Genomic DNA, 18,931 nt, shown 5'->3' on the forward strand with positions numbered 1-18,931 from the left:
GTTCGCCGGAGCGCCGACCGGCAACCGAACGCCTCCCGGCCCCCAGCCGGGCTAGGGGCCGGTCAGGCGGCGCTCGCCCTTCGTGGTGATCACGTACACCTGCCAGGTGTAGTACGCGTAGAAGGCGCGCGGGTCGCGCTTCATCTGGCGGGCGTGCAGCAGGATCGCCTCCACGTACGCCCGCGAGGGGTTGTAGGCGTGCAGGGCCCGCCGGTAGTCGCGGGGCGCGCCGCTGGCCTTGAGGTAGTTGGCCGCCCCCATGACCGCGTCCCGCGGCTCCCGCACATCGCCGCCCATCCCGTACGCCTTCCAGGTGGCGGGCATGAACTGCATCGGGCCCTGCGCGCCGACGTGGCTGTCGGTCCTGACCCGGCCGAACTTCGTCTCCGCCAGCATGACCGCCGCCAGCACCTCCCACTCCACCCCGAACCGTTTCTCGGCCTTCTTGAAGTAACCGAGCAGTTCGCCGGCGGAATGGGGCGGCTGGGTCCTGAACGTGGCATTCGGCTTGATGGGGTGGGCCAGGGACAGCAGTTCGCGGATCGCGTTGGTGTTGTCCCTGGCCTGGGAGGCCAGCGCGGCGGGCAGCTTGGCGAACGCCCTGGCGGCGACCTTGGGGTGGCGGGCGGTGTAGCGGTAGATGCGCTGCTGGTACAGGGCCAGCAGTTCGACCTCCTCGGGCGGCTCGCCCGGCGCCGGTTGCCCGCCCTCCGTCCAGGCGTCGATGGCCTCGTTCAGCGCGGCGGTGGTCTCCTTCAGCTCGGTGGCCAGCTTCGCCGCCCCGGCCGGCACCTTCCTGTCCGGCGCGGGGTATTCCTCCTCCGGTTCCTGCGCGCTCTGCGTCGCGCTGGGCGGCCGGGTGTCCGCGCTGCTCGCGGGGGTGCTCGGCGCGGGTGTCCCGCAGGCCGTCACGGCCAGGGCCACGGCGGTCACCGCGGCCGTCGCGCGGCCCCGGAGGGGGAGTGGGTGGTCGGGTCGTGCCTCCATGAAAGGGCAACCTACCCGGTACGCGCGCTCACACGTACGGGGTGAGGAACTCCTTGGGCCGCAGCGCCCTGGACACGATCCGCACGTCGCCGATCCAGCCGTAGAAGCCCTGCCCGTACTTGAGCGCGAACTGGGTGCCGCCGATCGTGAACGGCCTGCCCAGCGTGGAGATGCCCTTCGAGGGCTGGGACGGGTTGCGGGCGATCTTGGAGCCGTCCACGTACATGATCGTGCGCCGCGCGTCGTTGACCACCGCCACGTGGGTCCAGCGGCCCACCGGCAGGGCGTGACTCCAGGAGGTGGGGTCGGCGTCGCGGTCGGTGGGATACACGACGTACTGCAGGAACCGCTCGCCCGAGACGTTGAGGCTGCACGTGGGCTCGTCGGGCGACCAGCCGCTGGACTTGCCCGCGTCGCCGCTGCGGCCCTCCCAGCTCAGGATGCCCATCCAGGCGTGGTCGCCCTCGAACGGCTCCGGCAGCTTGATGAACGCCTCGATCGTGTACCCGGACTCGAACTTCATGCCGTTGATCGGCGCGCCGGCCGCCGACCTGAGCACCGCGCCCCGGTCGGGGGCCTTGCCGCCGTCGAAGCGGAGGCTGGCGTGGGCCGGCTGGCCGTCGTGGTGCTCGGCCGACCACTTCAGCGTCTCCGGGGCGCTGGCGTGCAGGAGTTCCATGGTCAGGTCGTTGCCGCCGCCGGTCAGGTCGCGGGCCACCGTACCGGCCGGGATGACGGCGCCGTCCGTGCCCGCCCGGCCCAGACCTTCGGCGTCGAACCTCCAGTACGCCACCGTGCCGCGCGGCATCACGGCCTTGGCGGGCCTGGGCGGCGGCAGGACGGGCGGGGCGAAGGCGGCGAAGCGCTCGTCGAAGTCGATCTCGATGCTGAAGCGGTCGGCGGGCCCGGTCAGCTCCAGGTGCTCGGCCTCCAGCGGGGTGCGATCGTCGGGGTCGCGGGACAGCAGCCAGGGCGACAACGTCTCCACGTCGATCACGTTGCGTACGACGTCGAAGGCGTAGAGCCGGACCATGCCCGCGCCGCCGTAGTAGCGGTCCTGGTAGTTGGTGATGTGCACGTGCACGTCGTGGCCCGCGTCGTTGCGCAGGACGGTACGCCCCGGCGGCCACCAGTGACCGTTGAGCGTCAGGAAGATCTGGTCATTGCGCCTGATGAAGGCGTCCCACAACCGCTGCCCGAACTCCGACAGCGACGCCTTCCCGCTGTCGTCCGACCAGGCCAGGTCGTGCGTGGTGAGGATGACGGGCAGCTTACTGTTGGCGTCGATGACGCCCTGCGCCCACCGCAGGCCCTTGTCGGAGACCCGCCAGTCGAGCGCGAGCACGAGCCACTGCCGGCCGCCCGCGTCGAGCACGTGGTAGCTGTTGTAGCCGTCGGGGGACGCGCCGCGGAAGGTGGACATCCTGGCGAACCTGTCCGGGCCGAACTTGTCCAGGTACGGGCTGTCGCCGCGCTGGTCGTCGGTGCCGCCGTTGATGTCGTGGTTGCCGGCCAGGACGCTGTAGGACAGGCGGCCGTCCAGCGTCCTGAAGGCGTCGGAGGCCAGGTCGATCTCCTGCTCCGTGCCGTGCTCGGTGATGTCGCCGAGGTGCGTCATGAACGCGATGTTCCTGCTCTCGCGCTCGCTGGTGAGGAAGCGGAACGCCTGGCGCACGGGGGCGGGGTCGGAGCGGTCCTCGTCGAAGAGGTACTGCGTGTCGGGCAGCACGCCAATGGTGAAGCGCGGGTTCTCGCGATCGAACCTGCCGCCGCCGTGGGTGGCCGCGTGGGCCGGGCTCGCGGCCGTGCCGGTCAGGGTGCCGGTCAGGGTGGTGCCTGCGGTGGCCGGGACGGCGATGGCCGCGGTCAGCAGAGCGCGGCGGCCGAGTGAGGGCTGGGGCATGGGACGTACTCCGTTCAGGGTGTCGCGCAGCACCTTGATCGTCGTACGTGGCGGCCTGGTGCCCCAATTGGTAACGCCCGCCCTCCGCCAGGGGAAATCTCATGGTTGCGCGCCGGCCTCCGGTCAGCTGGCGGCCCTCATCGGCGCGCTGGTGGCCACGGCCCGGTCGAACCGCCCGCCCGAGGTCCTGCGCCGGATGGGCTCCCCGCGTGCCCTCACCGCCGGCCGGGCGGCCCTGGCGGCGGCCTGCGGCACGGTCACGGGCCTGCCGGCCGGCTGTGTCGTCGGGCTGCTCCTCGCCTGGCCCTACACCACCTCGTCCGACTGGGAGGCGCCGCCGCGAGTGCCGTTCGAGACCCCATGGGTGCCAATCGGGCTGCTGGCCGTCGCGCTTCCGCTGCTCGCGGCGGTGGCCGGGGCGTTCGTCAACGCCCGCGCGCGCCCGACCTCCGGTCGCGGATCGCGTCCACGCGGGCCATCACCGGAGTCGCGGTGACGCCGTGCAGCACCACCGAGGCCAGCACTGTGAAGCCGGCCACCGCCCACAACTCCTCGGCGGGCACGCCGAAGTCGGCCTCGCCCAGCGCGTAGGCCAGGTAGAACAGTGAGCCGATCCCCCTGATGCCGAAGAACGAGATGGCCAGCCGCTCCCTCGGCCCCGCCGGGCCGCGCCACTGGGCCAGCCAGCCGGTCAGCGGGCGGATCACCAGGAGCAGCAGGACGCCGACGGCGGCGCCGCGCCAGGTGAGCGCCGCCAGGCCGCCGGTCGCGGCGAAGCCGCCGAGCAGGAGCAGCAGCCAGGCCGTGAGCAGGCGTTCGACCTGCTCGACGAAGCCGTGCAGCACGTTGTTGTAGCCGTGCCCGTGCTCGGCCCGCCTGATGGTGCAGGCGGTGACGAAGACGGCGATGAAGCCGTAGCCGTGGATGAGCTCCGTCGCCCCGTACGCCAGGAACGTGGCGGCCAGGGCGACGAACCCGTCGCGGCGCTCCGACAGGCGCAGGCCGTCCGACCTGGCGCGGAAGAACAGCCTGCCGAGCAGACGGCCGATGAGCAGCCCCGCCACGGCCCCCACCACGGTGCGGTACAGCACGTCCACCAGCGCCCACTCCCCCAGCCATCCCGCGCCGGCGACGGTGGCCACGCCGATGGCGGCGTACACGATGGGGAAGGCGAGCCCGTCGTTGAGGCCGGCCTCCGAGGTCAGCGCGAAGCGGACCTCGTCGTCGGCGTTCTCGGCGTCCACGGGCTCGCCCACGTGCACGTCCGAGGCGAGCACCGGGTCGGTGGGCGCGAGCACGGCGCCGAGCAGCAGGGCCGCGCCGATCGGCCAGCCGAGCAGGGCGACGGCGGCCGCGGCCACCCCCGCGACGGTCAGCGGCATGGCCAGGCCCAGCAGCCGCCACGTCGAGGACCAGCCGCGCGGGCCCGTCCGCCGGTTGATCGCCAGGCCCGCGCCCATGAGGGAGATGACCACGCACAACTCGGTGACGTGCTCCAGCGCGACGCGGTGGGCGATCGGGTCGGGGTCCGGCAGTCCGATGGGCAGCGCGAACAGCAGCATGCCGGCCAGTAAGTAGACCAGGGGCAGGGACAGGGGGCGGCCGGCGAGCAGTTCGGGGAGGATCGCGGCGAGCAGGGCGGCGGCGCCGCCGAGGGCGAGGAGGAGGTCGGGGGTGGACATCGGTGATCACCTGCCCGGAAGATCGCGACTTATCCCCTTTGTCCAGACAAATGCCCCGATCGCTCGGCCCTTGGCCTTGGGTGGACGTGCCGCTCGGCCCCCGGCCTCGGGTGGACGTGCCCCCGATCGCTCGGTCCCTGGCCCTGGGTGGACGTGCGCCCGGTCCGGCGGACCGGGCGCGTGGTTGTGCCGTCAGGGTGTGCGGAGCCGGTCGATCAGGGCCTTGGCGTCGCGGACCAGTGCCGTGCGCGCCGCCGCGTCCCGTACGTTGCCGCGCCTCTCAGCGATCTTGACGAATCGTTCCAGTGCCGAGATCGCCTGCGCCCGTTTGCCCTTCTTCTCGTGGAACTCCGCCTGCCCGAGCCGGTCCGCCAGCTCATGTGCGGCCTTCCAGGTCACCGCCCCCGACTGCCGGAAGCGCGAGATCAGCGCCCGTACGTCGGCGTAGGAGGTCGTCGTCACGAACGTCACGGTCGCGGTCGCGGTCCTGCCGGCACGGTCGGTGGCGGTCGCCGTGAGCAGGTGCTCGCCGAGCGGCAGCCGCCACAACGCGAGCGGCTTTCCGGCGGCGATCGGCTTGCCGTCGATCTCCGCCGTGGCCCCGGCCGGGCCGGACACCGCGTCCGTGGCCGTCACGACGGGCGTGACCGTCGCCGAGTCGCCGTACGGCCCCGCCTGCACGCCGGTGACGGACACGGCCGGGTTCGTCTTGTCGATCTTCACGGCGAGCGTGCCGACCGGCGAGACGTTGCCGCCGTTGTCGGTGGCCCGGTAGCGGACCTCCTTGGCGCCCTCGGCGCTGAGCGTGACGGGGTTGTTCGCGTTCGCCCAGGTCGTGCCGTCGAGGGAGTACTGGCGGCTGGCCACGGTGCCGTTGTCGGTCGCGGTGACGGTGAGCGTGACGTTCGTGGTGTGCCAGCCGTTCTCGCCGTCCGGCTCGGCGGGGGTGAGCGTGGCGGTGACGGCGGGCGGGCTGGTGTCGGCCACCCCGTCGCCCTGGAAGGTGAACGCGTCCACCTCCACGCCGCCGCCGGAGGTGACGTACAGCCGGCCGGTGCCCTCGGGCGGCTCGCCGAGCGGCGTGGTGACCGTCTGCCAGCCGGCCCCCTCCGGCACGGTCACGGTGGCGAACGGCTCGGCCGCCGGCGACTTCCACCGCAGCGCGAGGGTGCCCGCGCCGGACGCCCTGGTCCGCACGCCGGTGATGCCGGCGAAGTTGACCGGTTCGTAGGCGATCCAGTCACCGGGGTCGAACGAGGTGACCTTGGCCTTGGCCGAGGCGGTGTCGTCCGGGGTCTCGGTGACGCCGCTGCCGTCGTCGGCGTGCTCGGCCTGCGTCAGCTTGGGGTTGAGGATGAGCGTGTCCTCGCCGAGCGCGCCCGGGATGGCGCCGGCGCCGTTGTCGCGGTAGCTCACGACGACCACGCCGAAGATGTTCTCGGTCTCGCCGTGCTCGGGCGCGCTGGCCGGGGTCGGCCAGCCGCCCGCGCAGCCCGTGCCGGTGGTCTCCGGGTGCGCGTGCGTGTCGTGGCCCAGGCCGAACGTCCACTGCATGCGCGAGCACACCGGCTGGTCGCCGTCCTCGGCGTCGGACACCCCGATGCGGTACGGCAGCGCGTTCCCCCAGTCGAAGAACCCGCCGTCCGGCGGCTGCTGAACGCTCACCACGGGCGCGGTGTTGCCGACGGTGATCTCGACGGAGGTGAGCCCGGCCCGGCCGCCCGCGTCGGTGACGCGCAGCCTGGCCGCGTACTGGCCCAGCTCGGTGTAGGTGTGGGAGGCAGTGACGCCGGTCGCGTCGAAGGTTCCGTCGCCGTCGAAGTCCCATTCGTAGGTCAGCGTCCCCGGCTCGGTGTCACGGGAGGCGGCGGCGTCGAAGGCGACCGTGAGCGGCGCGGTGCTGCCGGAGGCGCGGTCCACCGCGATCCTGGCCTGGGGCGTCTTGTTGGCCGGGGTGTAGTCGATGCGGTAGAGGCCGGCGTCGGGGTTGGCGCGGAAGAAGCCGTCGCCGTACTCCAGCACGTACAGGGAGCCGTCGGGGCCGAACTCGATGTCCATCGGGCTGTCGGTGATGGGCTGCGCGGCGGTGCGCAGCGCGCTGTTGGGCAGGAAGTGCTCGATCGCGGTGACCGGGCCGTCCGGGTCGGGCACGGTGAAGGCGGCCAGGTAGTCCTGGGAGAACTCGGCGAAGAACGCCTTGCCGTCCCAGTACTGCGGCAGCTTGCCCGGCGCCGGGTTGTCCGGGTCGTAGTGGTAGATCGGCCCGCCCATCGGGCCCTGGCCACCCTGCGGGTCGAAGTCGGTCAGCCCGGCCCACGCGGCCGGCTGGTGGCTGTTGTTGTCGCCGTAGTACAGGTCGGCCGGCACGGCGGGCGGGAGTTGCGCCAGGCCGGTGTTCCAGCGCGAGGTGTTGCGCGGGCCGGCCGCGCAGTCGAACCACGGCCCCGGCTGCGCGGTCTCGAAGTCCCAGTCGTTGTAGTTGAAGTCGTCGCCCGTGCAGTACGGCCAGCCGCTGTTCATCGGCTTGGTCAGCGGGGTGATGTTCCACTCGACGTACCCCATGGGCCCCCTGGCGGGGTCGGCGGTCCCGGCGTCGGGGCCGTAGTCGGCCCAGGACAGGGTGCCGGTCTCGGCGTCCACGTCCATCCTGAACGGGTTGCGCACGCCGGTCACGAAGATCTCCGGCCGGGTGCCGGCGGTGCCGGGGGCGAACAGGTTGCCCTCCGGGATCGTGTACGTGCCGTCCGCCGCCACCTTGATCCGCAGGATCTTGCCGCGCAGGTCGTTGCTGTTGCCCGCGCCGCGCCGGGAGTCCAGGCCCGGGTTCATGCCGGGCGCGTCGTTGTTGGGCGCCATGCCGTTGGCGCCGGGCGTACCGGCGGGGGTGTTGTCGCCGGTGGCGAGGTAGAGGTTGCCGTCGGCGTCCCAGTCGAGGTCGCCCGCGACGTGGCAACACTGGCCGCGCTGCGCCTCGACCTTGATGATCACCTGCTCGGTGGACAGGTCCAGCGCGCTGCCCGTCCACTTGAAGCGGGAGAGCTGGTTGTAGCCCTTCCACTGGTTCCAGTACGTCTCGTCGGCGCCGGCCGGCAGCGTGTTGGGCGCCGATCCGGCGGGCGTGGACGGCGGGTACGGCGCCGTCATCGTCCTGGGCGCGTAGAAGAGGTAGATCCACTTGTTCTGCTCGAAGGCGGGGTCGAGCGCGATCGTCTGCAGCCCGTCCTCGGAGTTGGCGTACACGGGAAGGGTGTTGATGATCTTGGTGACGCCGGTGGCGGGGTCGGTCAGGCGCAGGTCGCCGTTGCGGGCGGTGTGCAGGACCCGCCGGTCCGGCAGCACGGCCAGGTCGATCGGCTCGCCCACGTTCTTGGTCAGGGTGATCTTCTCGTAGCTCGACCACGTGGTGGCCGGCTCGTGGGCCTGGACGGGTAAGGCCAGGGTGGCAACGGTCAGCACGAAGCCGCCGAGCACCGCGAGAGTACGCTGCATGGTGATGCTGCTCCTAGGACGAGGAGTGTCGAATCCCGGGCCGCCACGCCTGCCGGGCCAACGGCAGGGCCTCGTGGCGGTCCGGACGTGTCAGCCGCGTAACGCGGCCATGTTGCGGTAGCTGAGCTCGGCCAGCCGCAGCGACTGCGCCGGATCGGCGGCGTTCGGGGCGTTGTCCTGCTCGTACATCGGGTTGTGCGCTCCCCTGTCGCGCAGGCGGGAGAAGAAGCGGCGGTAGTCGATGTGGCCGGTGCCGAACGGCACCATGTCGTAGCCGTTCGGCACGGCCGGGTTGGACGTGCCGTCCTTGGCGTGGAACAGCGGGAAACGCCACTCCCTGGCCCGGACGGTGGCCAGCGGATCGAACACGTCCCTGCACTGCGAGCCGTCGGGTGCCGTGTAGGTGTGGTGCTTGAAGCGCGCCACGTGGGCCCAGAAGATGTCCATCTCGAAGTAGACGCGCCTGGGGTCGCTGATCCTGAAGAAGTACTCCAGCTTGCGGATCCCCGACGAGCGCGTCGGCCGGCCCTGCTCGTCGAGGGGCCCGCTGTCCAGCAGGAAGGCGTAGGCCGCGTCGTGGTTGTGGGTGTACAGCTTGATCCCGGCCCGGCGGGCGATCTCGCCGAGCGCGTTCCACTTCTCCGCCGCCAGATCCCAGTCGGCCTTGTACGCGCTGCCGGTCGGGTCGGAGCCGGTGCCCATGTGGTCCAGGCCGAGGATGTTCGCGATCTCCAGCACCCGCTTGAACCGGTCGAGGTCGGCGGTCGTCAGCGGCCAGGAGCCGGGGATGAAGCCGTGGTTGCCCTCGGCCCGCAGCCCGTTGTCGTCCAGCCACCGGCGCAGCAGCGCGGCGCCCTCGACGGTCTCCAGGTCGGCCCCGCCCTCGGCGTTGGCGTGCTGCCGGTAACCGGCGAACTCGACCTGCCTGTACCCGATCGCCGACAGCGCCTGCAGCACGGCGCGGAAGCCCGAGGGCAGGGTGGTGGACAGCGGGTCGCGGGCGATCGCGTCGCGGACGGTGTAGAGGATGATGCCGCGCTTGCCCGGCGGGATGAGCGCCCGCCCGTGCGCGCCCCCGCCGGCCGGGGCTGGCGTGCCCTGGGCCGCGGTCCGGGCCGCTGTCTGAGCCGCTGCGCTCTGGGGCGGCGCGAACGCCGCGGCGGCGGCCAGGCCGGTGGTGGCCGCCAGGAGGCCGCGGCGGCTCAGCCCGAGCCTGTGGCGGAGCGTCTCGGCCCGCTCCCGCTCCTCGTGGCGGTGTTCTTCGGTGCGGGCCTGCTCGTTCTCATGGGATGCGGGTTCTTCGGAGGCATGGTGACGGCTCACGCGGGAGTTCCCTTCCTTGAGGGACGCGTGCGCCGACCACGTCGCGGCGGATCCGTGCCCGCGCCCGTGGGCATGCCACAGCCCTGGAGCGCGAGACGATCACCATTGTTACGCCGCCGCCGCGAAACGGTCAATGGCACTCATCCGGTGCTCACCCTGTGCCGATCCTGTGCTCATCCGGCGACGAGCCGGTCGATGACGGCGGGTGCGAGCACGTGCTCGACGACCATGGCGGCGGCACCGATGACGCCGGCTCGTTCGCCCAGTTCGCTGGCCCTGATGCCGAGATGCTGTGTGGCCAGCGGCAACGAACGGCTGTAGATCGTTTCCCGGACGCCCGCCAGCACCTGCTCACCGGCCTCGGCGATGTCCCCGCCGACCACGATCAGCGAGGGGTTGAAGAAGTTCACGATGGCCGCCATCACCGCGCCGACCTCGCGCCCGGCCTGCCTGACCAGCCGGGTGGCACGCAGGTCGCCCGCGCGCATGAGCTCCACCACGTCCCGGCTGCCGCTCACCTCGACCCCGGCGCCACGCAGCGCCGCCGCCATCGACGCGCCGCCAGCCACCGCCTCCAGGCACCCGACGTTGCCGCACCTGCACGGCGCGCGCGACGCCGGCACCCTGATGTGCCCGAGATCCCCCGCCGCGCCCTGCGCGCCCCGGTGCAGCCGCCCGCCGGTGATGATCCCGCAGCCGATGCCGGTGCCGATCTTGATGTAGATCAGGTGGTCGGCGGCCGGCCTGGCGGCCCAGTGCTCCCCCAGCGCCATGACATTGACATCGTTGTCCACCAGTACGGGCACCGCCAGGACCGCGTTCCCCACCCGTCCTGGCACCGCCGAGACGTCGCGTCCGGCCGCCGCCGGGACCGCGTTGTCCACCCGTCCGGACGCCGCTGGGACGTCGTCGCCCACCCGTGCGGGAACCGCCGAGACGTCGTCGTCCGTCCGTGCGGGAGTCGCGAGGCGGGCCTGGAGCCACTCGGGCACGGGGAAGCCGTCCCAGCCCGGCATGATCGGCGGGTGCACCGGCCGGCCCGAGCGGTGTTCGACCGGGCCGGGCAGTCCGACCCCGACCCCGCACACCTGCGCCGGGTCGCGACCGGTGGCGGCCAGCAGTTCGCGCAGCACGACGGCCACGCGGCCCAGCACGACCTCGGGCCCGAGATCGACGGCCAGTTCGGTTGACCGCTCGGCCAGCACGTTCAGGCCCAGGTCGAGGACGGCCAGGCGGGCGCGCGTGGCACCGAGGCCGGCGGCCAGCACGACGCGCGCGCCGCCGTTGAAGGCGTACATCGCGGCGGGCCTGCCCCCTGAGGAGATCGGGTCCTCGCCCGCCACGACCCAGCGGTGGCCGACCAGCCCGTCCAGGTGCTGGGAGACCGTGGACCTGGACCATCCGGTGAGCCGCGCCAGCTCCCCACGGGTCCTGCCCCGCCCATCCCGCAGGATCGCCAGCAACGCCCCCGCTCCCGCCCCCACCTTGGCACCCGCCCCGGCCCCCGGCACCGGCTTGGCACCCGCCCCGGGTCTCACGCCCGGCTGGGCACCCGCCCCGGCCCCTGCCCCTGGCTTGGCACCCCTTCCCGCAGTCGCCTCCGCCTCGCCTCCCGTTGCCACCCCCGCGATCGTTCCCGCTCCCGCCCCCGCGCTCGCTCCCGCCCCCGCGCGGCGGCCGTTGGATCCGTTCGGCATGCGACCTCCCTCGCGTCGGACTTTCTTACTTCGATCATCGACCCACTTATGTTGACAAGAATTAAAAGTCGGATCTATCGTCCCGAAATATGCCGGACATTTGTGGAACTCTGGCGAAATTTCCTGGCCTGTCCGGCGTTTCCCGAGCTCCCAGCGCCGGACGGGCGCGAACACGGAGGTGGTGCCCCACGCGCGCATCGAACCCCCGGCCGGCCCCGCACCCTCACCCGCCACGCCCCTGACTCCAACCTTTTCGGCGGGCCTTTCCTCTCAACCCGCCACAGTCCTGATCCGGCCCGGTACACCCCCCGCCGTCGCGCCGAGACGCCCGGGCTCCGGAAATGCCACCCGGGCCGGACTCCGCACACGTGGCTTGCGTCTGCCGGTGATGTGTGATGTTGTGCCGCTCCTGATCCCCTCTCGGCTTCAGGGAGCTTCGGCATGCCGTTCATTGTGGATATGACCAGCGGAAACGTGGAGAAGGAGTATCGCTCGTCCGAACGAGGGCATTACGGCGGGTCCATTCTCGGGCTGCGGCTGATGGAGGAGCGGACGCCCGCCGGGCTGGATCCGTACGACCCCCGGGCGTTGCTGTACGTGGCGGCCGGGATGCTGGGCGGGACGGCGGCCCCCGGGCTGGCCAAGGCGGTGTTCCTGGCCAAGTCGCCGCTGACGGGAGTGGCCGGGGAGGCGCACGCGCTCGGGCCGTTCGCCGCCGGGATGCGCGCGGCGGGGGCCAGGGCGCTGGCCGTGGTCGGGCGGGCGGAGCGGCTGTCGTACCTGCTGGTCGAGGGTGGTGAGGTGCGGCTGCACGACGCCGGGGAGTTGCGCGGCCTCGGCACGGCCGCCACCACCGACGCGCTGCGGGCGCGGCACGGCGCGGGGGCTCACGTGGCGGCGATCGGGCCCGCCGGTGAGAACCTCGTGCGGTACGCGAGCGTGGTGACCGACTACGCCTACGCCGCCGGCCGGTACGGTCTCGGCGCGGTCTTCGGCGCCAAGAACCTCAAGGCCATCGTGTGCGCCGGCGACGCCCCCGCCGAGGTCGCCGACCCGGAGGCGATCGCCGCGCTGACCGCCTACTACCAGGATTCGCTGGCCACCAACCCCCTGGCCGCCCTCCAGGCGGGCCTCCCCGGGTTCGCCGGCTGGGTCGGCGACCCCCTCGACCCGGGCTACGCCTCGGTCCGCAACTTCTCCGTCCCCGGTGCCCCGGGCCTGCGCGTCCCCGCCGCCCACGACTACGACGGCCGCGCGATCTCGACCGTGGGCGGCTGCCCCGGCTGCCCGAACGACTGCCTCAAGGTGTACGCACCCCCGGAGCGCCCGCACGGGGACCGGCGGGCGGATGGCCTTGGGCCGGAAGCCGGTGAAGGGCGAGCGCATGGGCTTGGGCCGGAAGCCGGTGAAGGGAGGGGCGCATCTCAGACGGGCGCCGCTGACCGGCGGGCCGGTGGGCTTGGGCAGGAGGCGTTTTTGTCGCTCGGGTGGAATCTTGGCATCGACGATCTCGACACGGTTCTGGACGCCAACGCCCGCTGCAACGACCTCGGCCTCGACCAGGTCTCCCTCGGCGGCACGCTCGCCTTCGCCATGGAGTGCGCCGACCGCGACCTGCTCCCGGGCGCTCCCTCCTTCGGGGACGCGGCGGCGCTGGCCGGGCTGATCGACGACGTGGCCACGCGGTCGGGCGCGCTTGGCGACCTGCTGGCGGAGGGCTCGGCCAGGGCGGCGCGGCGCGTCGGGCAGGGGGCGCACGCGTACGCGATGACGGTCAAAGGTGTCGAGCTGCCCTGCTTCGACCCGCGCCCGCAACCGGGCATCGGCCTCGGATACGCCCTGGCCCCCGGCGGCCCGCGCTACGACGCCCTGGAGCACGACCTCGACTTCGACCCGGTCGCCGGACTGCTCTACAGCTTCCCCGAGGCCGAGCGGATCGGCGCGGTCCCGGCCCCGGCGGGCGAGCTGGATGAGGAGCGGGGCCGGCGCAGCGCCAAGCTGCTGCGGTTGTGGAGCGGGCTCGACGCGCTGAACCTGTGCGTCTTCGCCTCCTCCCCGACCAGGCCGCTGACCATCGACCGCCTGACCGCCCTGGTCACGGCCATCCTGGGCGAGCCGTTCACGCTCCGGGACCTGCTGGCGGCCGGGCAGGCCCGCCTGGACGGGATGCGCGCGTACGCACTCCGCGAGACCACCGCGCACGCCCCCGGCGGCGCGTACGCGAGTGTCCTGGATGAGGAGCTGCCCGCCCGGCTGCACCTGGAGCCCATCACCGAGGGGCGGCACAAGGGCGCGGTGCTCGACCGGGCGGCATTCGGGCGGGCCGGGGACGCTTTCTACGAAGAGCTCGGCTGGGCGACCGCCGTCCGACCAGGTGGTGAAATTTCCGAATAAAAACGATTGACCACCCTCTTGTTCGGTTTGTGAGCCCTTTGCTACGTTCGAGTCAATCGTTTGACCGATCGAGGGAGACCATCGGGGATGGCAGTCACGATCGACCTGGCGGGCCGCACGGCGCTCGTCACGGGTGGCGCGGGAGGTCTCGGGTTCGCCTGCGCCCGTGCCCTGGCCGAAGCCGGAGCGGACGTCGTGCTCTCCGACCTGGCGGGCCCGCGCCTGGACGCGGCGGCGGCCGAACTGGGCGTGCCGGCGCGACCGGCCGACCTCACCGACAGGGCCCGGGCCACGGCCCTGGTGGACGGGCTCGACCGGATCGACGTGCTGGTCAACTGCGCGGGCATCATGCGTACCACTCCCCTGCTCGACATCGAGCCGGAGGAGTGGCTGCGCATCGTGGACGTCAACCTCAACGCCACGTTCTGGCTCACCCAGGCCGCAGGCCGACGCATGACAAGCCAGGACCAGAAGCAGGGCGGTGGCTCGATCGTGACGCTGGCCTCGGTCGCCGCCCGCTCGGGCCGCCCCAACGCCGCCCACTACTCGGCCACCAAGACGGCGCTACTGTCGCTGACGAAGTCGGCGGCCGAGGCGCTGGCCCCCGTACGGGTCAACGCGGTCTGCCCCGGCGTCGTGCTCACCGCCATGTGGGACGAGATCATCAGCGACCGCGACCGCCGCTTCGGCAAGGACGCGGGCGCCGGATACCTGCGGGAGGTCAGCGAGCGCTCGCCGCTGAAGCGCCCCGGGCTGCCCGAGGAGGTCGCCTCGGCGGTGTTGTTCCTGGCCAGCGACCTGTCGTCGTTCGTGACGGGCCAGGCGTTGAACGTCGACGGCGGACTGGAGATGAACTGATCTTGACCAGGCAGACGTTCAAGCTGCTGCCCGAGTTGTTCGGCGACGCCGAGATGGCCGGGATCTTCTCCGCCGAGCACACGGTGCTGGCCTGGCTGCGTACCGAGGCCGCGCTCGCCGAGGCGCAGGCCGAGGCGGGCGTCATCGGCCGCGACGACGCCGCGGCCATCGTCGCGGCCTGCGTGCCCGCCAGCATCGATCTGCCCCGGTTGTGGTCGGAGGCGGTCAACGTGGGCTACCCGATCCTGCCCCTCGTGCGGATGATCTCGGCCGCCCTGCCCGACGGCCCCAACGGCCGCGTCCACTACGGCGCGACCACCCAGGACATCATGGACACCGGCCTGGCCCTGCAGATGGGCGCGGCGCTGGACCACCTGGCCACGCTGCTCGGCGCGTTCGGCGACGCGGTGGCCCGGCTGGTGAGCGAGCACGCGGGCACGGTCGTCGCCGCCCGCACGCACGCCCAGCAGGCCGTGCCCACCACGTTCGGGGCGAAGCTGGCGGTGCTGCTGGCGGAGGTGACCAGGCAGCGCGAGCGGGTGGGCGCGGCGGCCGGGCAGGTGCGGGTCGTGTCGCTGTTCGGCGCGGGCGGCACCTCGGCCGCGATGGGCGAGCGTTCCTCGGAGGTACGCGAGGGCGTGGCGCGAAGGCTCGGCCTGCGTACGACGGAGGTCCCCTGGCACGTGGCCAGGGACGGCGTGGCCGAGTTCGGCGTGACGTGCGCGTCGCTGGCGGCGACGGCGGCCCGCTTCGCCCGCGAGGTCGTGGACCTGTCGCGGACCGAGGTGGGCGAGGTGCGCGAGGCGGGCGGCCACCACAGGGGCGCCTCCTCCACGATGCCGCAGAAGGCCAATCCGATCGGCTGCGAGGCGGTGATCGGCATGTCGGGCACGGCGGGCGCGCTGAGCTCGGGCCTGTTCCGCGCGATGGAGGCCGGGCACGAGCGGGCGGCCGGCGAGTGGCAGGTGGAGTGGTACGTCGTGCCGCTGCTGGCCGAGCTGGCCTCGGGCGCGCTGGCCACGGCCGCCGAGGTGGCCGAGGGGTTGCGGGTCTACCCGGAGGCCATGCGGGCCAACCTGGCGGCGGAGGGCGGCCTGATCATGGCGGAGGCGTACATGATGCGCCTGGCACCGGCGCTGGGCCGGGAACGGGCGCACGACCTGGTCTACAAGGCGGCGCACGAGGCGCGCGAGCACGGGCGGGCGCTGGCCGACGCGCTGCGCGAGGTGGCCGGGCCGGACGAGCTGGAGAGCCTGGGCGCGCTGCCCATCCCGCCCGAGTCCTACGTCGGCGACGCCGGGGCGATCTGCGCCGCGGCACTGAGCGCCTGGAGGGGTGCGCATGAGTGAGAGGCGGCTGGCGGACCTGCTGGCCATGTGGCGGATCCGCGCGTTCGAGGAGAAGGTGCGCGATCTGCGGGCGCGGGGCCCGATCGTCGGCTCGGTGCACCTGTGCATCGGCCAGGAGGCGATCCCGGTCGGCGCGTGCGGCGAGCTGGAGGAGCGGGACGCGCTGTTCGCCACCTACCGGGGTCACGGGTGGGCGCTGGCCAGGGGTGTTCCGGCGGAGCCGCTGTTCGCCGAGCTGATGGGCAGGGCGAGCGGGGTCAACGGCGGGCGGGGCGGGTCCGCGTACTTCACCGCCGCCGAGTACGGCTTCCACGGCGAGAACTCGATCGTGGGCGCGGGCGCGCCGATCGCGTGCGGCGCGGCGCTGGCGGGCCGGCACGACGGCTCGAACCGGGTGGCGGTGAGCGTGTTCGGCGACGGCGCGCTGAACCAGGGCGCGGTGCACGAGGCGATGAACTTCGCCGCCGCGTTCAGCCTTCCGGTGGTGTTCGTCTGCGAGAACAACCGCTATTCGGAGCTGACGCCGATCGCCGGCATGGTGGGCAACGCGCGCCTGGCCGACCGCGCCGCCGCGTACGGCATGCCGGGCCACCGCATCGACGGCAACGACGCCGAGGCGGTGCGCTTCCACGTGCGCGACGCGCTGGAGGTGGCCCGCGAGGGCGGCGGGCCGACGCTGCTGGAGTGCATGACCGAGCGCCTGGTCGGCCACTACATCGGCGACGCCGAGACCTACCGTCAGCCCGGCGAGCTGGAGCGGATCAAGCGACGGGAGCCGATCGCCCGGCTGCGCGAGGGGCTGCTGGCCGACGGCGTGCCGGCCACGGAGATCGACGCGGTGGAGCGGCGGGCGCGGGCCGAGATGAACGCCGCCGCCGAGGCCGCGGAGCGGGCGCCGCTGGCCGACCCCGCCACAGCGAGGGAGCACCTGTATGCGTGAGCTGACCTACGGCGAGGCCGTGAACGCGGCCCTGCACCGCCTCATGGAGGAGCTGCCGGAGACGCTGGTGTACGGCGAGGACGTGGGCCTGCCCGGCGGCGTGTTCGGGGTGACGCGGGGGCTGCGCAAACAGTACGGCGAGCGGGTGTTCGACACGCCGATCAGCGAGTCGGCCATCCTGGGCAGCGCGGTGGGCGCGGCGATGTTCGGCCGCCGCCCGATCGTGGAGATCATGTGGGCCGACTTCTCGCTGGTCGCGCTGGACCAGATCGTCAACCAGGCCGCCAACGTGCGGTACGTGTCGGGCGGCCGGCTGGCGGCGCCGCTGACGATCCGTACCCAGCAGGGCAACGCGCCCGGCGCGTGCGCACAACACTCGCAGTGCCTGGAGGCGCTGTTCCTGCACGTGCCGGGGCTGCGGGTGTGCATGCCGAGCACCCCGCAGGACGCCCATGACCTGCTCGTCACCGCCGTGCACTGCGACGATCCGGTGCTGGTGATCGAGAACCGCGGCCTGTACTTCGGCGCCAAGGAGCCGGTCGAGACCGGCGGCCCGGTACGGCCGATGGGCGGGGCGCGGGTGCGCCGGCCGGGCTCCGACGTCACGATCGTGACCTGGGGCGCGATGACGCACCGGGTGCTGGAGGCGGCCGGCGCGCTGGCCGGCGAGGGCATCGGGGCCGAGGTGCTGGAGACGCCGTGGCTCAACCCGTTCGACACCGGGGCGGTGCTGGAGAGCGCGGGCAGGACGGGCAGGCTCGCGGTCGTGCACGAGGCGAACGTCACCGGCGGCTTCGGCGCGGAGGTCGTCGCCCGCGTCGCGGGGGCGGGGGTGCCGCTGCACGCGCCGCCGCTCCGGATCGGCACGCCGGACGTGCGGATGCCGGCCGCGCCGGTGCTGGCCCAGGCCCTCGTGCCGGACGCCGCGCGGATCATGCAGGACGTGCGGGACCTGATCAAGGGGTCGCGATGAGAGGCGTCTGGCACTTCTCCTTCACCGTCGCCGACCTCGACAGGTCCGTAGCCTTCTACCGCGACCTGCTCGGCTTCACCCTGGTGCACCGGCAGGAGCAGGACAACGACTACACCCGCCGGCTGGTCGGCTACCCGGACGCCGTGCTGCGGGTGGCCCAGCTCGCCGTGCCCGGCCAGCCGCGCGGCGTGTCCACCCACGACCTGGAGCTGGTGGAGTACGTCCGGCCGCGCGGCGAACCCCGCGACCCGGCCCGCCACCTGCCCGGCGCGGCGCACCTGGCGCTCACGGTCGAGGACGCCCGCGCCGAGCACGCCAGGCTGGCGGCGGCCGGCGTGCGGTTCGTCAACCCGCCGGCCGAGATCACGGCGGGCGTCAACACGGGCGGTTACGCGTGCTACTTCCTCGACCCGGACGAGATCACGCTCGAACTCGTTCAGCCTCCTGCTAGTTTGTGACGTTCAAACGATTGATCTTGGAGGAGGAGCTGGATGACCGTCGTCGACGCCCATCAGCACTTCTGGAACCTGGAGACGGGCTCGTACCCGTGGCTGACGCCCGAGTCCGGGACGATCTTCCGTACGTTCGAGCCCGATGAGCTCGTCCCGCAACTCGCGGCGGCGGGCGTGGACCGCACGGTGCTGGTGCAGTCGATGGACTCCTACGCCGACACCGACGCCATGCTCGCCCAGGCCGACGCGCACGACTTCATCGGCGCGGTGGTCGGCTGGGTGCCGCTGAACCGGCCGGAGGAGGCGGCGCAGGCGCTGGAGCGGTACCGGCGCCATGGCAAATTCGCGGGCGTGCGGCATCTCATCCATGACGATCCCGACCCCGACTGGGTGGTTCAGGACTCGGTGATCGAGGGGCTGGGGCTGCTGGCGGCGGCCGGGCTGCCGTTCGACGTGGTGGCGGTGCTGCCGCGGCACCTGGAGCACGTACCGGTGCTGGCCGAGCGGGTGCCGGGGCTGCGGATGGTGATCGACCATCTGGCCAAGCCGCCGATCGGGGACAAGGGCTGGGAGCCGTGGGCGTCGCTGCTGGCCGGGGCCGCCGAGTGCCCCGGCGTGTACGCCAAGGTGTCCGGGCTGAACACCGCCGCCGCCGGCAACTGGACGGGCGAGGACCTGCGGCCCTACGTGGAGCACGCGCTGGAGTTGTTCGGTCCCGAGCGGCTGATGTTCGGCAGTGACTGGCCGGTGGCGACGCTGGCCGGCGACTACGCCAAGGTGTGGCGGGAGACGCGGGTCGCGCTGTCGGGGCTGGGCGAGTCCGACCTGGCGGCCGTACTCGGCGGCACCGCGCTGGAGTGCTACCGGATGGAGGAGCGTTGATC

Annotated in this window: 14 protein-coding genes; 8 read left to right on the top strand and 6 right to left on the bottom strand. The window is 72.8% G+C overall.

The window, feature by feature from the left end; translation table 11 throughout:
- Positions 1 to 51: 51 nt before the first annotated feature.
- Together AB0I81_RS50095 and AB0I81_RS50100 are read right to left on the bottom strand one after the other, a co-directional pair.
- Complete coding sequence (locus AB0I81_RS50095; protein WP_360674096.1) at positions 52 to 987, bottom strand: transglycosylase SLT domain-containing protein; 936 nt, start codon at positions 985 to 987, stop codon at positions 52 to 54.
- 28 nt (positions 988 to 1,015) lie between these two features.
- Entirely contained in the window at positions 1,016 to 2,890 is a 1,875-nt protein-coding gene (locus AB0I81_RS50100; protein ID WP_360674099.1) for a LamG-like jellyroll fold domain-containing protein, read from the bottom strand.
- Here AB0I81_RS50100 and AB0I81_RS50105 point away from each other — a divergent pair.
- On the top strand, positions 2,889 to 3,386 hold the full coding sequence (locus tag AB0I81_RS50105; protein ID WP_360674103.1) for a hypothetical protein: 498 nt from the start codon (positions 2,889 to 2,891) through the stop codon (positions 3,384 to 3,386). The two genes, AB0I81_RS50100 and AB0I81_RS50105, sit on opposite strands and share 2 nt — an antisense overlap.
- Here the strand turns inward: AB0I81_RS50105 and AB0I81_RS50110 are convergent.
- The 4 genes from AB0I81_RS50110 to AB0I81_RS50125 all read right to left on the bottom strand — a co-directional run bounded on the left by AB0I81_RS50110 (position 3,316) and on the right by AB0I81_RS50125 (position 11,081).
- Entirely contained in the window at positions 3,316 to 4,572 is a 1,257-nt protein-coding gene (locus tag AB0I81_RS50110) for a cation:proton antiporter (RefSeq protein WP_360674106.1), read from the bottom strand. The two genes, AB0I81_RS50105 and AB0I81_RS50110, sit on opposite strands and share 71 nt — an antisense overlap.
- 192 nt (positions 4,573 to 4,764) lie before the next feature.
- The gene (locus tag AB0I81_RS50115; protein WP_360674109.1) at positions 4,765 to 8,061 is read right to left on the bottom strand and encodes a PQQ-dependent sugar dehydrogenase; all 3,297 of its coding nucleotides are present in this window, start codon (positions 8,059 to 8,061) and stop codon (positions 4,765 to 4,767) included.
- A gap of 90 nt (positions 8,062 to 8,151) precedes the next feature.
- A complete protein-coding gene (locus AB0I81_RS50120) occupies positions 8,152 to 9,384 on the bottom strand; it encodes a sugar phosphate isomerase/epimerase family protein (protein ID WP_360674112.1) in 1,233 nt (410 codons plus the stop codon).
- Between the two features lie 173 nt (positions 9,385 to 9,557).
- A complete protein-coding gene (locus tag AB0I81_RS50125; protein ID WP_360674114.1) occupies positions 9,558 to 11,081 on the bottom strand; it encodes an ROK family transcriptional regulator in 1,524 nt (507 codons plus the stop codon).
- A 441-nt stretch (positions 11,082 to 11,522) separates the two neighbouring features.
- Between AB0I81_RS50125 and AB0I81_RS50130 the strand changes: the two genes are divergently transcribed.
- The 7 genes from AB0I81_RS50130 (at position 11,523) to AB0I81_RS50160 (ending at position 18,929) form a co-directional block, all read left to right on the top strand.
- On the top strand, positions 11,523 to 13,475 hold the full coding sequence (locus AB0I81_RS50130) for an aldehyde ferredoxin oxidoreductase C-terminal domain-containing protein (RefSeq protein ID WP_360674117.1): 1,953 nt from the start codon (positions 11,523 to 11,525) through the stop codon (positions 13,473 to 13,475).
- 87 nt (positions 13,476 to 13,562) lie between these two features.
- Complete coding sequence (locus AB0I81_RS50135) at positions 13,563 to 14,333, top strand: SDR family NAD(P)-dependent oxidoreductase (protein ID WP_360674120.1); 771 nt, start codon at positions 13,563 to 13,565, stop codon at positions 14,331 to 14,333.
- A 2-nt stretch (positions 14,334 to 14,335) separates the two neighbouring features.
- Positions 14,336 to 15,682, top strand: coding sequence for an adenylosuccinate lyase family protein (locus AB0I81_RS50140; protein ID WP_360674123.1), 1,347 nt, complete (start codon positions 14,336 to 14,338; stop codon positions 15,680 to 15,682).
- Positions 15,675 to 16,622 (top strand): thiamine pyrophosphate-dependent dehydrogenase E1 component subunit alpha, encoded by a 948-nt coding sequence (locus AB0I81_RS50145; RefSeq protein ID WP_360674126.1) that lies wholly within the window; start codon positions 15,675 to 15,677, stop codon positions 16,620 to 16,622. The genes AB0I81_RS50140 and AB0I81_RS50145 overlap by 8 nt, the downstream gene beginning before the upstream one ends.
- Positions 16,615 to 17,595 (top strand): transketolase C-terminal domain-containing protein, encoded by a 981-nt coding sequence (locus AB0I81_RS50150; protein ID WP_360674129.1) that lies wholly within the window; start codon positions 16,615 to 16,617, stop codon positions 17,593 to 17,595. The genes AB0I81_RS50145 and AB0I81_RS50150 overlap by 8 nt, the downstream gene beginning before the upstream one ends.
- Positions 17,592 to 18,053, top strand: a complete 462-nt coding sequence (locus AB0I81_RS50155) for a VOC family protein (RefSeq protein ID WP_360674132.1) — start codon at positions 17,592 to 17,594, stop codon at positions 18,051 to 18,053. Before AB0I81_RS50150 ends, AB0I81_RS50155 begins: the two co-directional genes overlap by 4 nt.
- Positions 18,054 to 18,086: 33 nt before the next feature.
- A complete protein-coding gene (locus tag AB0I81_RS50160; protein ID WP_360674135.1) occupies positions 18,087 to 18,929 on the top strand; it encodes an amidohydrolase family protein in 843 nt (280 codons plus the stop codon).
- Positions 18,930 to 18,931: the final 2 nt, after the last annotated feature.

The sequence above is a fragment of the Nonomuraea sp. NPDC050404 genome (genome assembly GCF_040655495.1).
In the GTDB taxonomy this organism is placed as follows: domain Bacteria; phylum Actinomycetota; class Actinomycetes; order Streptosporangiales; family Streptosporangiaceae; genus Nonomuraea.

Excerpts from the sequence above, each read along its gene's own strand:
- AB0I81_RS50135 (WP_360674120.1), top strand. The coding sequence starts at position 13,563 with ATGGCAGTCACGATCGACCTGGCGGGCCGCACGGCGCTCGTCACGGGT.
- AB0I81_RS50160 (WP_360674135.1), top strand. The coding sequence starts at position 18,087 with ATGACCGTCGTCGACGCCCATCAGCACTTCTGGAACCTGGAGACGGGC.
- AB0I81_RS50145 (WP_360674126.1), top strand. The coding sequence starts at position 15,675 with ATGAGTGAGAGGCGGCTGGCGGACCTGCTGGCCATGTGGCGGATCCGC.
- AB0I81_RS50155 (WP_360674132.1), top strand. The coding sequence starts at position 17,592 with ATGAGAGGCGTCTGGCACTTCTCCTTCACCGTCGCCGACCTCGACAGG.
- AB0I81_RS50125 (WP_360674114.1), bottom strand. The coding sequence starts at position 11,081 with ATGCCGAACGGATCCAACGGCCGCCGCGCGGGGGCGGGAGCGAGCGCG.
- AB0I81_RS50150 (WP_360674129.1), top strand. The coding sequence starts at position 16,615 with ATGCGTGAGCTGACCTACGGCGAGGCCGTGAACGCGGCCCTGCACCGC.
- AB0I81_RS50105 (WP_360674103.1), top strand. The coding sequence starts at position 2,889 with ATGGGACGTACTCCGTTCAGGGTGTCGCGCAGCACCTTGATCGTCGTA.
- AB0I81_RS50110 (WP_360674106.1), bottom strand. The coding sequence starts at position 4,572 with ATGTCCACCCCCGACCTCCTCCTCGCCCTCGGCGGCGCCGCCGCCCTG.
- AB0I81_RS50095 (WP_360674096.1), bottom strand. The coding sequence starts at position 987 with ATGGAGGCACGACCCGACCACCCACTCCCCCTCCGGGGCCGCGCGACG.
- AB0I81_RS50100 (WP_360674099.1), bottom strand. The coding sequence starts at position 2,890 with ATGCCCCAGCCCTCACTCGGCCGCCGCGCTCTGCTGACCGCGGCCATC.
- AB0I81_RS50130 (WP_360674117.1), top strand. The coding sequence starts at position 11,523 with ATGCCGTTCATTGTGGATATGACCAGCGGAAACGTGGAGAAGGAGTAT.
- AB0I81_RS50115 (WP_360674109.1), bottom strand. The coding sequence starts at position 8,061 with ATGCAGCGTACTCTCGCGGTGCTCGGCGGCTTCGTGCTGACCGTTGCC.